Origin of the sequence: Oculatella sp. LEGE 06141, assembly GCF_015207605.1 — a bacterium.
GTDB lineage: Bacteria > Cyanobacteriota > Cyanobacteriia > Elainellales > Elainellaceae > Oculatella.
Genome location: NZ_JADEWO010000015.1, coordinates 80631 through 95187, shown reverse-complemented (window position 1 = coordinate 95187; position 14557 = coordinate 80631). Strand labels below are relative to the sequence as shown.

Annotated in this window: 12 protein-coding genes; 7 read left to right on the top strand and 5 right to left on the bottom strand. The window is 50.6% G+C overall.

Going from position 1 to position 14557, the window contains the following annotated elements:
- Nucleotides 1-141 precede the first annotated feature (141 nt).
- On the top strand, nt 142-1143 hold the full coding sequence (gene pheS / locus IQ268_RS12930) for a phenylalanine--tRNA ligase subunit alpha (protein ID WP_193879341.1): 1002 nt from the start codon (nt 142-144) through the stop codon (nt 1141-1143).
- 5 nt (nt 1144-1148) lie between these two features.
- On the opposite strand, the gene IQ268_RS12925 is transcribed toward pheS, so the two are convergent.
- Nucleotides 1149-3440: a bifunctional (p)ppGpp synthetase/guanosine-3',5'-bis(diphosphate) 3'-pyrophosphohydrolase gene (locus IQ268_RS12925; protein ID WP_193879244.1), complete on the bottom strand. Its 2292-nt coding sequence runs from the start codon at nt 3438-3440 to the stop codon at nt 1149-1151.
- A 351-nt stretch (nt 3441-3791) separates the two neighbouring features.
- Between IQ268_RS12925 and patD the strand changes: the two genes are divergently transcribed.
- Together patD and IQ268_RS12915 are read left to right on the top strand one after the other, a co-directional pair.
- Nucleotides 3792-4211: a heterocyst frequency control protein PatD gene (gene patD, locus IQ268_RS12920; RefSeq protein ID WP_193879241.1), complete on the top strand. Its 420-nt coding sequence runs from the start codon at nt 3792-3794 to the stop codon at nt 4209-4211.
- A gap of 88 nt (nt 4212-4299) precedes the next feature.
- A complete protein-coding gene (locus IQ268_RS12915; RefSeq protein WP_193879238.1) occupies nt 4300-4854 on the top strand; it encodes a zf-TFIIB domain-containing protein in 555 nt (184 codons plus the stop codon).
- A 31-nt stretch (nt 4855-4885) separates the two neighbouring features.
- Here the strand turns inward: IQ268_RS12915 and trmD are convergent, their stop codons facing one another.
- Nucleotides 4886-5587 (bottom strand): tRNA (guanosine(37)-N1)-methyltransferase TrmD, encoded by a 702-nt coding sequence (gene trmD, locus IQ268_RS12910; protein ID WP_193879235.1) that lies wholly within the window; start codon nt 5585-5587, stop codon nt 4886-4888.
- Nucleotides 5588-5792: 205 nt separating this feature from the next.
- On the bottom strand, nt 5793-6389 hold the full coding sequence (locus tag IQ268_RS12905) for a hypothetical protein (RefSeq protein WP_193879232.1): 597 nt from the start codon (nt 6387-6389) through the stop codon (nt 5793-5795).
- 449 nt (nt 6390-6838) lie between these two features.
- Here IQ268_RS12905 and IQ268_RS12900 point away from each other — a divergent pair, with 449 nt between their 5' ends.
- Together IQ268_RS12900 and IQ268_RS12895 are read left to right on the top strand one after the other, a co-directional pair.
- Nucleotides 6839-7306: a peptidoglycan-binding protein gene (locus IQ268_RS12900; RefSeq protein WP_193879228.1), complete on the top strand. Its 468-nt coding sequence runs from the start codon at nt 6839-6841 to the stop codon at nt 7304-7306.
- Nucleotides 7307-7683: 377 nt separating this feature from the next.
- Nucleotides 7684-7896: a hypothetical protein gene (locus IQ268_RS12895; RefSeq protein ID WP_193879225.1), complete on the top strand. Its 213-nt coding sequence runs from the start codon at nt 7684-7686 to the stop codon at nt 7894-7896.
- Nucleotides 7897-8092: 196 nt separating this feature from the next.
- Here the strand turns inward: IQ268_RS12895 and speA are convergent, their stop codons facing one another.
- Nucleotides 8093-10066: a biosynthetic arginine decarboxylase gene (speA, locus tag IQ268_RS12890; protein WP_193879222.1), complete on the bottom strand. Its 1974-nt coding sequence runs from the start codon at nt 10064-10066 to the stop codon at nt 8093-8095.
- A gap of 365 nt (nt 10067-10431) precedes the next feature.
- Between speA and ndk the strand changes: the two genes are divergently transcribed.
- Both ndk and IQ268_RS12880 read left to right on the top strand, forming a co-directional pair.
- A complete protein-coding gene (gene ndk, locus IQ268_RS12885) occupies nt 10432-10881 on the top strand; it encodes a nucleoside-diphosphate kinase (RefSeq protein ID WP_193879218.1) in 450 nt (149 codons plus the stop codon).
- A 559-nt stretch (nt 10882-11440) separates the two neighbouring features.
- Complete coding sequence (locus IQ268_RS12880; protein ID WP_193879215.1) at nt 11441-13447, top strand: DUF3747 domain-containing protein; 2007 nt, start codon at nt 11441-11443, stop codon at nt 13445-13447.
- 177 nt (nt 13448-13624) lie between these two features.
- On the opposite strand, the gene IQ268_RS12875 is transcribed toward IQ268_RS12880, so the two are convergent.
- Complete coding sequence (locus tag IQ268_RS12875) at nt 13625-14392, bottom strand: TerC family protein (RefSeq protein ID WP_193879212.1); 768 nt, start codon at nt 14390-14392, stop codon at nt 13625-13627.
- Nucleotides 14393-14557 lie beyond the last annotated feature (165 nt).

Here is a 14557-nt window from a genome sequence, read left to right as displayed (position 1 = left end):
AGCGGTCGCCGCGTCGCATTTACGTCCCTAATGTTTCATAATGACAGGGGCGATCGGTTCCACACTGCCTGGTTGACCTCGTACACTGGTAAAGATGGAGCCTTCTATTGTATTGACTTCTATTTATTGATGACTTCTGGCATGACCACACAGTCTGGTGATCTTGAGAACCAATTAGCAGTGCTACGGCAGGATGCTCAGCAGGCGATCGCCACGGCTGAAACCCTTGAACAGCTTGAACAACTGCGGATTAAGTATTTAGGGAAGAAGGGCAGCCTTTCTCAGGTCTTGGGCGGCATGGGAAAGCTGGACGCTACAGAGCGACCTCGGATTGGAGCATTAGCCAACCAGGTTAAGGATTGGCTCCAGGCTGACCTGGAGCAAAAACGAACCGCGCTACAGGCGGCACAGATCGAAGCGCAACTGTCAGCAGAATCGCTAGATGTCACTATGCCCGGTGTTTATCGCGCTCAGGGGCATGCCCACCCGCTGACCAGCACCGCCGAGCGGGTGATCGATATTTTTGTTGGCTTAGGCTACACCATCGCCCAGGGCCCAGAAATGGAGACAGACTATTACAATTTTGAAGCGCTGAACTTCCTGAAAGATCATCCTGCTCGCGACATGCAGGATACTCTGTATCTTCCAGACGGCAACTTGTTGCGAACCCACACCTCAACGGTACAGGTTCGCTATATGGAAGCAAACGATCCCCCCATTCGGATCGTTGCTCCAGGGCGATGCTACCGTCGTGATACGGTTGATGCTACCCATACGGCGGTCTTCCATCAGGTTGAAATTTTAGCGGTCGATGAAGGTCTGACGTTCACCGATTTGAAGGGCACGATTAAGGTATTCTTAGAAGCCCTATTTGGTGATGTGGCGGTTCGCTTTCGTCCTAGCTTTTTCCCATTCACCGAGCCATCGGCGGAAGTGGATGTGCAGTGGCGAGGACGCTGGCTGGAGATTATGGGCTGTGGCATGGTTGATCCCAACGTGTTAAAAGCGGTGGGCTATGACCCAGAAGTGTACACGGGATTTGCAGCAGGTTTGGGCATTGAGCGCTTGGCAATGGTGCTGCACCAGCTCGACGATATTCGTCGGATTTATGCTAGCGACCTGCGGTTCTTGCGACAGTTTTAAGAGGTTTAAGACTTGTCTGTCGGCTCATCAACCTGGCTTACGCGGCGCAGGTTGATGATGTCGCTCATCTTGCGAATTTGAGTGAAGGTTTTCTCAAGCTGGGAATGATCCCGGATGTCAATGCCGAGGTTGATGAAGGCGGTCTGTCCGGGGATGGTTTTGACCTGAGCGCTGCGAACGTTGATGTCGTAATCGGACAGGCGTGCCAGTACGTCTTTGAGAACACCAACTCGGTCGATGACTTCAATCTGGATTTGAACCAGATAGGTTTGCGGCCGTCCCTTAGTTTCAACAGGATTCCAACTGACTGGAATGAGGCGATCGCCCGGAATACTTTCGGTGTTTTGACAGCCCTGACGATGGATGGAAATACCGCGACTGCCCAGGGTAACGACTCCCAGAATAGGTTCTCCTGGCACGGGGTTACAGCATTTTGCCAGGTTGTAAAGCAGTCCTTCAACCCCTGCAATGGGTGAGTCTTTTGCGCTAGGAAATGAACGAGGAGGTGCGGCCATGGTTGCCGCACGGATGGCTGCGTCGGTATCATCCGCTGACGGGAGCGCTGGAGCGATCGGCTGTTGCGCTTTAATCGCTTCTCGAATGCGGTTTACAACCAAGTTTAAAGTGACTTCACCATAGCCAAGAGCCGCCAGCAAGTCTTCTACCGACTGGTAGTTACATCGTTCGGCGACCGCCTGCATCGGATCGGATTTCAACAACGCTTCGAAGCCGTTCTTGCCCAGCTCTTTTTCTAGCATGTCGCGACCGCGATCGATGTTTTCATCCCGGTGCGATCGCTTATACCACTGCCGAATGCGGTTACGAGCGCCAGTAGTAACGGCAAAGTTGAGCCAATCCAGGCTGGGATGAGAATTTTTTTGCGTTAAAATATCGACGATGTCGCCGTTGTGCAACGGAGTATCCAGGGTTACCATGCGATCGTTAACGCGTGCCCCGGAACAGTGATTACCAATTTCGGTGTGGATACGGTATGCAAAATCGATGGGCGTAGCACCCCGGTTGAGCGGCACGACATCTCCTTTCGGCGTGAAGACATAAACGTCATCATCGAATAGATTATCTTTGACATTTTCCAGATATTCCTGAGCGTCTTTCAGGTCGCTTTGCCACTCCAGCAGTTGACGCAGCCAGGTAAATTTCTCGTCTTCTGTGGTCAATTTAGTAGTGCTAGACCCGCCCGTTTCTTTGTATTTCCAGTGGGCGGCGATTCCATACTCAGCGATGTGATGCATCTCAAGCGTCCGAATCTGGACTTCGACCGGGCGACCGTGGGGGCCAATCACCACCGTATGTAGCGACTGGTAGCGATTGGGTTTGGGTAAGCCGATGTAGTCTTTAAAGCGGCCAGGAATGGGACAAAAAGAATCATGCACAACTGCTAGAGCGCGGTAGCATTCATCTTTGGTTTCTACCATGACGCGAATGGCGGCAACATCGTAGATTTCGTGGAATTGCTTCTGCTGCCGCTGCATTTTTTGGTAAATGCCGTAGAGGTGCTTGGGGCGACCGCTCAACTCGTGGCATTTGATTCCCAACTCGGTTAAATGACTTCGCAACAGCTCAGCGATTCGATCTAACCGGGCTTCGCGATCGACTCGTTTGTCGGTGACAAACTGCTGCATCTGCCGATAGGCTTCCGGTTCCAGATACTTAAACGACAGATCTTCCAGTTCCCACTTAAAGCGACCAATTCCCAGACGGTTGGCTAACGGGGCAAAGATCTCGCGGGTTTCCAGGGCAATGCGGCGGCGCTTGTCGTCGGGCAAGTGTTCTAGCGTTCGCATATTGTGTAGCCGATCGGCTAACTTGACCACAATCACGCGAATGTCCTGCGCCATCGCCAAAAACATGCGGCGGAAGTTTTCGGCCTGACGCTCTGTTTTGCTGGAGAAGTTGAACTTTGATAGCTTAGTGACTCCTTCAACAAGGTGACGTACTTCTGCACCAAAGCGCCGTTCAATTTCTTCGGGAGTGACCTCTGTATCTTCAACAACGTCGTGCAAGAAGCCAGCGGCAATCATAGCTCCGCTGCCTCCTAGATCTCGCAGTAACCCGGCAACGGCGATCGGGTGGCAGATGTAAGGTTCTCCGGAGGCGCGGTTTTGTCCTTCATGTAGACAATAGGCAAAATCAAACGCCTGGCAGATTAGCCCTTGCTCCTGGCGATCGCGCTCTGGCAAATCGCACCGTAGCGAATTTTGAGCAATTAAACATTCCCGTAGCCACTCCGGGAGAGTGATATCGCTGGGAAGAGTTGGAGCCGTGATTACGTTCATACTGGTCACGCCTGGAATCAAAATGTGCTCAACGGTAGATGAATGTTTGCCGATTCTACGGCACTGGGTGTATGCGCGTATACAAACATCGATTGATGTAGGACGCTTGAGCAGTACAACTGAATTCACAATAGTACTGCCAGCGAATAAGCAGATAAGGCTAATAAAAATTGACGAACTCGGCTCTGCCTTAGCGATAGAGCAGAACGGCGAGTCCATAGCAGGAAACATCCTTTAACGTTTCGGATGAGCTTTGAATAAAGTTAAGGTTAGCGGATAGTTTGCCCGGTCTGACGAAAACGTGAGGACTCTTGTTCTACACAGTATATACAAATTTCTTTACACTGAGTCTTGAGACAAAATTCTGTCGCAGACGTTAACTTCATGTTACAAGGGCGAGACTACGAGGAACATCAAGCGTTTCAGCAGATATTACATCGGTTCAGCACGGCTATTTCGCAGAATGTTGCTGATTCAGCAGGATTACAGTTGCAATTCTCAGAATTACAACAATTTTTTCAACTGCGCGTTGCCAGCTTGGAGCTAGCCGCGTTGAACTCGGTTGATGCCTCCAGGGTGCAAGCCATCCACACCGAGATCAACAAGCAACTGCGATTGCTGGGGATGGATGTGATGTTTTTGCAGGCCGCTCGGCAGCCGCTGACCGCCCAAAAGCGGCAGGTGCAGATGCGCGATCGCCTCCATCTGTTGCTTCGCTATTGTGATACTCTGTTGCACGAAGACCAACCGGAACCCGGAGAGAGCCGCTAACCCAGGAATTGAACTGCAAATTCGCTTCTCCTCTCTCCTCACCCGATACCAGATGGTTTAATGAAACAAGGCTTGATGGAGACAAGTTGTGCAGTGTCCAAAAGATAGAAAAACAGAATTGGTTGCTGGCAGCTTAGCCGGAGGACTGGCCGTCCAGTGTTGCCCGGACTGTAAGGGCACCTGGATTCCGCCTGAGGAGTACGAAACCTGGCAGCAGGGGCAACGACTTACAGGCGTGACCAAACTGCCAACGACCTTAGATGTTGACTATATCCAGTCGCCCTACGATACGAAAGGGGCACTGTGCCCCGCGTGCAGTTATTATCTGGCTCGCGCCAAGGTCGGGCTAAAAACGCCGTTTTATGTGGAGCGATGCAGCAATTGCGGCGGCATTTGGTGTGACCACGGCGAATGGGATGTTTTGGAAACGCTAGGACTGCATACGTCAATCGAGCGCTTGTTTACCAGTGAATGGCAGACGCAAGTCAAAGAGCGGGACTACGCCGAAAAAGAGCGCCGTGCCACCGTCGAAAAGCTGGGAGATGACCTGGCGGCTCGTGTGTTTGAGCTGGCAGAACGGCTAGAGGGGCATCCCAACGGTGATTTTGGGGTGGCGTACTTGATGCGGCGCTTTGAAAAATAGCCCTAGTTCACCCGACGCGTTAAAACTCGGATCAGGACTGGGATTGTTGCTGAGCCTGCCACTGTTCTAACAAATCGGGACGGCGATCGCGCGTTCGTTGCACCTGCTGTTGATGTCGCCAGCGGGCGATCTCGGCATGGTTACCCGATAGCAGCACGTCGGGCACCTTCCAACCGCGAAACTCTGCCGGACGTGTGTACTGCGGATAGTCTAACAACCCGGCTTCAAAGCTTTCGGCTTTGAGGGATTCTTCTTTGCCAACGGTTCCGGGTCTGAGTCGAATCACTCCATTTAACAGAGTGAGTGCTGGAATTTCACCACAGGTCAGCACAAAATCGCCGAGGGAGACTTCACGGGTAACTAGATTTAAGACCCGCTCGTCAACGCCTTCGTAGTGTCCGCAGATCAGAACTAACTGGTCATATCCTACGGCTAATTCTTGAAACATGGGCTGGTTCATCGTTTGACCTTGCGGTGTCATCAAGATCACTTCTCGCCGGGGCAATACAGGAACCGACTCGACCGCTGCAAAAATCGGTTCTGCTTTCATCAACATGCCAACGCCACCACCGTAGGGTTCGTCATCTACTTTGTGGTGTTTATCGGTGGTGAAGTCGCGAGGATTGACCAGATTAACGGTAGCTATTTGCTTGGCCAGCGCTCTACCGAGCAGGCCAGAACAGAGTGGAGAGGTGAAAAAATCGGGAAATAAGGTGATGATATCGAATTGCACAGAGATTGGGAGCCGATCGCATGAAGTTCTACTAGCACCAGCGTAATGGATGAGTGCAACTTATGAGGGGCGATCGCACTGTAACCTGATTTGTTTACAGCCAGTCTGATGTTTAGCAGCCAACCTTACGGCTTGCCGCCAGATTTCTAATACGGAGAATCGAGCGATTCAACAATCAATAGCATTTGCAGAGCAGGCTAATCCCTCAAGCATTCGATTCAACCTGATGAAAAATTTGACGCAGATGCTTTTTGGCACGACAAGCCCGTTGCCGTAACACGTCTGTATTAGGAACATCTCTACCCTGAGCCTGTAAATGGTTTTGTACCTCTAGCCACGATAGACCTCGAATCGTCTTCAATTCCAGTAACTCCGCCCCCTCTGGCTCACTTTGTCGCAGCGTTTCGAATGCCTCCCAAAGAACGGTTAAACGATGGTTAATTGTTTCCTGGCTCAACCAGCTTTCATAGGACGCTCTCCCCAAAAAGTCTAAAACTTCAGGGTCGGCAGGTTGCTGCGATGCTAACTTCCGGTTTTTTTCTCGAACGATGTTGTACGCCGTTCGCTTCAGCCACGCATGCGGAGTTCTAATTACAACACCGCTGCGGAGCACCGCTTTTCCACGTAGGTAGGCTTCTACTAAAATGTCGTGAGTTTCTACGCGAGGCAATAAACCAAATTGTCTGAGGTATCGCTGAATGGTTGTAAACGTGGAATAAGCGTAGGGGCTGTCTTGCATTAAGATTTCCCTGATTGCCACATCTAACACATCTTCTGGTGGAGGAGTTAAAGGCAGACACATAATTTGTAGCCAGCACTAGTTACTGTGTAGTGTCATCAGGGGTGCCTAATGTGACAAAATCACAAAACCCGATCGCCTCACTTTTGCGTTGACCCAGTTTAACGTTTGAGGGCAACGCTGTAAAAAACGGCTGAAACACCTGTCCTCTCAGGTATCTTCATCGAATCTTTACAATAAACCTGTCACGAAGAAAGCCGGTTACGCCACTAAGTAAATAGTCGCTGTAAGAGGATGTCTGAGAAAGATTCACTAGTCTGCATTAGCCCCTTAAATCCTCCGATTTTGGAGGACTTTAAGACAGAGTTGTCTCTGTACTTCCCTAAAATTGGGGAATTGGGGAGCGGTTCGAGTTGGGTTTAGCACGTCTCAAACATCCTCTGCAATAAGTCAGTTTGTAGTTCGTTCAGTGCAATGTAGCAACAATGGGAACGTGCAACGGAGAAGAATGCATGCAAGACGAGGTGTTTGTCCGCGAGTCCATCCAGTACAGAGACTTGCTGTGTGAGTACTGCTCTTTGGCAGTGAAGTGTGTGCTGACAGAGGATGAAGCAGACCTCATGGATACAATTTTGCAAAAAGCAGAAAATGATTCTTTGCTCAGTTTGTTAATCGATGAGGCTGACCATTTAATTGCCCATGAGTTGAAGTTAATCGACCAGGAGTTTGTTGAACAGCAACAGACCAAGCTTCAGAACGCTTTAGATGTAGTGCGAGTAGAGCAACTATTACTGAGTATTCAGATATGCTCTCAGGAACTGCAAGCCGTTTTGCAAAATCAGGGTCTTTATGTAGGAGCGATTGACGGCGTTTGTGGCCCACGTACACAAGAAGCTGCAAATCGAGCAAGGCAAACCTTAAATGATTTCATTCGACAGCTCATCTATCCCCACATTTGGCCTTCCTGCTCAATGAGCTAGCGAATAGGTTGTTTACTTAAGTTCACGAACATCATTGTGAGAATAACCATTTTGTCTGTCAGGTTACACCCTTCATAACCCTGAAAAAGTGCAGTTCTAACCAAGCTGCACTTTTTCGGTTAATGAGGGTTGATACAGGTGGAAAAGATTTCGATCGTCAGGATTTGAAGTGTAAGTCTACGAGCTGGACAGTATTGAACGCAATTAATTTCGGCGTTGCTGCATAGACGGATAAGTTATTGGGAGTCCATGGTTCTCTTCAGCAAGCCACCGATTGTGAACAATCGTTACTCAACGCCCGTTGAGCGAGCAGGGATTGTCACGAATGGAGTGGTCGTTTTCACTAATCAACAGAAACCTCGACTGGAGAGTTGGTTATGAGAACTGAGAGTTTACAGGCTCATGAACCGTTGCATCAATTGCATCAATGTCCAAACTGTTCCAGACAGGCACTGGTGCAACAAAATTCGAATCAATTCTACTGTTTGTCGTGCGGCTTTAGACAGGATACGGCAGAACTTAGAACAATAGATTACCCGTCTTTGGTGGCTATTCTGTTGCTGTTTGGCTTGATTGTTGTGTTGCTGTAATCCTTGTGATTGCATTAATGGTGTGCTGATGCATCACTAAATGGATGAAGAGGATGTTTCAAAGTCCCCCAATTCGGGGGAATGTAGGGGACAATGCAGTGCATTTGCTGCTTTAAAACAACCTCTTAAACGAGTTGAAGCGATCGCCTCTGTTTTGCAAGTCAATTTTGCAAGTCAACTTTGCAAGTCAATACGCTCAAGCTGACAGATACGTGTAACTGCTCAAACTGCGTTCATAGTTTTGTAGCAGTAGCTGTGATTCCTCTAGCGTAATTCGCTTTTCTTGCAGCGCATGTTCTGACTGGCGACGAATGTTTTCAAGCAGGTCTTCTACGTCATATTGCACGTAGCCCAATACTTCTCGCATCGTATCGCCTTTAACTACATGTTCAATCTGGTAGCCCTTGGGAGTCAGGCGAATGTGAACCGCATTGGTGTCGCCAAATAAATTATGCAGATTGCCCATCGTTTCTTGATAAGCCCCTCCCAAAAACATACCCAGGTAATATGGCTCCTCTGGTTTAAGCGGGTGGAGTTCTAAGACCGATTTCACATCTCGCAGATCAATAAACTGATCGATCTTGCCGTCGCTGTCGCAGGTGAGGTCTGCCAGCGTGGCGCGACAGGTGGGTTCTTCTGCCAGCCGATGGATCGGCATGATGGGAAAGAGCTGATCGATCGCCCAACTATCGGGAGCAGATTGAAACACCGATAGATTGATGTAGTAGATCGATGCCATGATCTTTTCTAGATCTTCCAGGTCGTCGGGGACGTATTCTTGCTGACGCGCGATCGCCAGTATTTTTTGGCAGCACGCCCAATACAGCCGCTCTGCGGTTGCCCGTTCGGTCAAACTCACATAACCAAACCCAAACAAACTGAGGGCTTCGTCTTTGAACTGGGTTGCGTCGTGGTAGGCTTCCTGGTAGTTATCGACTTTGATGGAGTTATAGGTTTCGTAGAGGTTGCGAATAATCAGGTGTTCGCGATCGGTGAGCGGTTCTGGCATTTCAGCCATCACCTCACTGGTGCCCAAAATGTCAAACACCAGAACAGATTGATGAGCCGCGATCGCACGTCCGCTTTCGCTAATTAACGTGGGCACGGTTAAGCCCCGCTCCTCGCAGGCTTCTTTCATCTCTGCCACTACGTCGTTAGCGTAGTTTTGCATGTTGTAGTTTTTGGAGGCGTAGAAATTGGTTTTGGAACCGTCGTAGTCTACACCCAGGCCGCCACCCACATCTAGATACCTCATGTTGGCACCCAGTTTGGCGAGTTCAACATAAATCTGGCTGGCTTCCCGAATGGCATCTTTGATGACCGAGATGGCCGAAATCTGTGAGCCGATGTGGAAATGCAATAGCTGGAGACAATCCAGCATATTGGCCTGACGCAGTTGCTCAACGGCACGGATCATTTCGGGAATGGTTAGCCCAAACTTGGCGCGATCGCCCGCCGACGCGCCCCACCGCCCAATTCCTTTAGCGCTCAACTTAGCGCGAACCCCCAGCACTGGCTGAATTTGCAGCTTGCGGCTGGCTTCAATAACAAATTCAACTTCTTCGATTTGCTCTAGCACAATAATCGGCGTATGCCCCAGCCGTTGACCGAGCATAGCGGTTTCAATATACTCCTGGTCTTTGTAACCGTTGCAGATCAGCAGGGCATCGGGCGTATTGAGCGTTGCCAGGGCAATTAGCAATTCTGGTTTGGAGCCAGCTTCCAGCCCAAACTGATGCGGTTTACCAAAGCGAACCAGGTCTTCTACCAAATGACGCTGCTGGTTGCACTTGACTGGAAACACGCCCCGATAGACACCTGCATAGTTGTAACGGGCGATCGCTTTGGAAAAACAGGCGTTGAGCCGCTCAATCCGGTCTTCTAAAATATCAGAAAAGCGAATCAACAGCGGCAACCCCAAGTTGCGTCGCTTCAGTGCATTGACTAACTCAAATAAATCTAACGAGCCACCGCGATCGCCCTTGGGAGAAACGGTGATGTGCCCGGCGGCGTTAATTGAAAAATAAGGCTCTCCCCACCCGGTAATGCGGTAGAGTTCTTCACTGTTTTCAATCGTCCAGCGGCGGGCGAGTTGCGTTTCGGTTGCAACGGGGATGTGCCCCGCTGCGCTCTGGTCTAGTTCAACCGGTACGCTGTTTGACTGCCCCATGCCGTTCTCCCTTTTGATGCATCGATTAGCCAGTTTAACGTAATTCCATTAAATAAAAAGGGTAAATAAAAGGCTGTAGCTACGGACAGACAAAGGTTTTGGTTAACTGAAGGTTAAAGCTAATCGGCCACCCACTAACCGGATGCGATCGCCCATTAGCGTATGACTAAGCAATACCCTGGCAAGCTACAGCGATCCCCAACGCCCGTAAAGTCGTGATAGCTTGCGTCTTGACCTGCATGGTGCGATCGCTAACGGTTTGAAAGGGATATGAGAAGATGGCAGTTGCTAGGCTTCTGAAATTTTCAGAAACCTTCTGAGGTAATCTGAATTTGGCGCATTCATTGAATTGATAGGAGTCACTCTTGGAACGCACATTCATTGCAGTCAAGCCCGATGGCGTACAGCGAGCCATTGTAGGCGAAATCATTCGCCGATTTGAAACGAAAGGCTTTACCCTGGTGGGCTTAAAGCTGGTGAGTGTCAGCCGCGAACTGGCCGAACAACACTATGGTGTTCACCGAGAAAGACCGTTTTTTGCTGGACTGGTGGACTTCATCACCTCTGGCCCTGTTGTGGCAATGGTTTGGGAAGGCGAGGGTGTGATCGCCTCTGCTCGTAAACTGATTGGGGCAACCAATCCTTTGACGGCTGAACCCGGTACCATTCGGGGAGATTTTGGAGTGAGCATTGGTCGCAACTTGATTCACGGTTCCGATGCGCCGGAAACGGCTCAGCAAGAGATTGGCCTCTGGTTTAAAGACGAAGAACTCGCAAGCTGGCAACCCACCATCACTCCCTGGATTTACGAATAGCATTAGTTTTGTTCAATCTGTATTGTGCAGACGACGGGGCATTCCGATAGGAGTGCCCTCTCTTGTTTCCTCACAGAATTTCCACAAAGTTTGGCTAGGGTTGTCCGTAATCGTGCATGGCTTAATTGAAGTTAGGGAAGTAACCCAACTGCGGCTGTGAACTGTGACAGTTCGTTCGATGAACCAGCGACGGTTCCACGAAAAATTTAGTTCCGCTAAACTAGATCCATAGATGCAGCGCCAGAGTCTCTCACCATACGGGGGACGATTTTTTGTTTTATAGGTGCCCGACCGCGTGCCAAATTTGCGATCGCCCTCTTAACTGTGTTTCGATACATTGCAGTAGTGGTCTGGTCGCACACCTGAAATGCTTTATTGAACCAGGGTTGACCCTAATTTTTTATATCCGGAAAAAACGCAAAAAGATGTCCAGATTAACAACTAGAACCAATCTGGCCTAGATTTGAGTGTCTCTGATAGAGGATAAATGCAGGCTTGATGAGGAACCGCCTCCTTCCTTTAGCCGATTGCAAACTGCCTCAGGATTTGACAACTAGGGATGAAATCTGCTGCTCACCGCCTTGCTTTTGTTGCTGCTACTGCGGGTGTTGGAACACTCGCCCCTCTTAACCCTGCTGCTGCTTCGGTTCCATTTGGGCAACAGGAAGTTGATCAAAACAAGTTTGCCGCGATCGCCGCTCCGGCAGGGCAAACTGGCCACAAACTGCTGATTTTAGAACAATTAAATAGTAGCCGTCCGTGTTGGACTGAAACGGGGGCAAGCCCCACCATTGTTGAACCGGAACTGTTGAAGTTCGACTTTACCGGAATTTGCGGTCGTAATGCCGACAGCAACGGCTACTCGTTGCGCGTCGCCGGGGAAGATCTGGGATTACGCTACAGCATTCGCACGATGCGACAAAACGGGGACATCAAGCTGGTTGCTGTGTCGAATAGCGATCGCACCGCTGCGCCGATTGAAATTGGTAAAACAAACGGTTTAACCGATGGGTTTGCCAAAATTCAGCTCAATCCGGGTTGGCGGCTGACTCGGCGTGTTTATAATGGTCAACCGATTGGTCACATTTATCTCACCACGGATCAATCCCTCAACAGTTTGGTAGGAGCGACTTCGCCTGCTCCTCCAGTTACGCCACCAGCAGCGCAACCAACCATTCCACCAGCGGCCACTCCACCAGCAGCGCAACCAACCATTCCACCAACGGCCACTCCACCAACGGCCACTCCACCAGCGGCCACTCCACCAGCAGCACAACCAGCCCCGGCACCTTCTCAAACGCTGCCAACGTTACCCCCACCGCCTCAATCTGCGGTTCCTGGTTCGGGAACGCCTCCGGTCGCTGCTGCGCCCTTGCCGTCGGTTCCAATCACTCCTACTCCCCGTCCATCTATTCCTACTCCGGGTTCCTCCAGTGCCTCTCCTGCCCCAACTTCATCGTCCTTAGCCGCGTCTATGGGCTTTAGCCATCGTGTGGTAGTGCCAGCCAGTACAGACACGGAGCAAGCACGGGTGAAAACCATTGTGCCCAATGCCTTCCGTACCACTATTGATGGTCAGGTGATGATGCAAGCGGGTTTGTTTCGAACACAGGCGGATGCCGATGCGTTGCAGCGATCGCTCGTTCAACAAAATCTGCAAGCCAGAGTCATGCCGATTGCTACCGTTACTAGTCCCCCCGTCTCGACTCCTCCGGTCTCGACTCCTGCCCCCGTGCCCTCAACCGCATTTACGCATCGAGTAGTGGTACCAGCCAGTACAGCAACCGAGCAATCGCGGGTGAGAACGGCTGTACCTGATGCGTTTCGGACGACGGTGAATGGTCAAATGATGATGCAGGTGGGGCTATTTCGCACGCAGGCTGAGGCCAATGCATTTCAGCGATCGCTCAGCCAGCAAAACCTGCAAGCACAGGTGTTGCCAATTTCGGTCGCAACGGCTCCACCTCCAGCATCAACTCCTCCCAGTACCACAACACCCAGGCCGCCGTCTTCTCAGGTGCCCAATGAACGACTCGTTGTTGTGATTGATCCGGGGCATGGCGGTCGAGATCCAGGTGCGGTTGGCATTGGTGGACTTCGAGAGAAAGACATCACCACTTCAATTTCGCTACAGGTTGCCAGCATTTTAGAGCGACAGGGCATTCAAGCCGTGCTAACTCGCCGGGATGATCGAGAGCTAGATCTGGCTCCACGGGTACAAATTGCCGAGCGAGCGAATGCTGACCTGTTCGTAAGCATTCATGCCAATGCGCTGAGCATGAGCCGACCTGATGTGAATGGAGTGGAAACCTTTTATCACCAGTCTGGACGAGATTTGGCTCAGTCGATTCAGTCCAGCATTATTCAGAGTACAGGGATGCAGAATCGGGGTGTCAAGCAAGCCCAATTCTATGTGATTCGGAACACCTCTATGCCGTCGGTGCTGGTGGAGGTTGGGTTTGTGACCGGACGAGATGATGCTGCTAAATTGAGAGATCCGGCCTTTCAAACGAAGATGGCAGAGGCGATCGCCCGAGGCATTTTGAACCATGTGCAGCGTCGTTAAGCAACCATGAGCCAGTTTGAGCAGATCAGTTTGGGGTGCCCGCATCTTCGAGACAGAGGCTAGAGTGAGGCAAACAAAAAGGTGGGCTGGGTTCATTCCAGCCCACCTTCTTTGTTGGGAAGCCACCTTGTTGGGAAGCCAATCTACGGATTGGCGGCTCGAACTCAGTGCGGCGGTTTAGTCTGCCGACACCTCTTGCGCTTCTTTTGGCTCCTCTGCTGTCTCTGTTCCTAGCCTGAGAGCCATTTCTTCTTGAGCCACTAGCTCTGGTGCTTCAACCCGTTTGGAAAAGCCCCACAGAAATATCAGGGCAATCGCCGGAACCATGACCCATTCGGGCGGAACAAACTCCGGATTGATAACTCTGACCAACAGCCGTAACCCAACCAGCGCGACGGTTACATAACCCGCATCTTCGAGATAAACAAACTCCTTGAGCCAGCGGATAAACAACCCAGCCATAAACCGTAGTGTGATTACGCCAATCGTGCCGCCCGCCAATACCAGCCAGAGTTCGTTGGAAACCGCGATCGCCGTTGTGACACTATCGAGCGAAAAGGCTAAATCGGTGAGGGCAATGACCGGAATGGCTTGCCATAGGGAGGCAAAGCGGGCACCGCGATGGGAATGTTCATCGTCCCCACTGGACGTGAAGTACTGAAACACTAACCAGAGCAGGTAGAGGGCACCCAACAGCTCAAACTGCCAAAAGCGAATGACCCAGGTTGCCGTTAAAATCAACGTTACCCGCAGTACATAAGCAGCAACCAGTCCCAAATCGAGCGCCCGACGCTGCATCTTACCGTCTTCCAGGCCACGGGCGATCGCGGCCAGGGCGATCGCATTGTCAGCCGATAAGACAGCCTCCAACGCGATTAGAACGGGTAGCAGTAGTAGAGTGTCAACTCCAAAATTGGGTGAGTAATCCAGCAGTTGATCAAGCATCAATTAATCGTTTAGGTTTGCAAACAGTGGATTTAAGTGTGTTTGAATAATATTGCCTTGCGTCAGCGCAATTTAGTTCAATATCATTTGAAATGATTCAACATCAAGCTTTGAACGCTTCAACCTGAACAGCGCAACTGTAAAAACAAATGAGTCCAACACCAA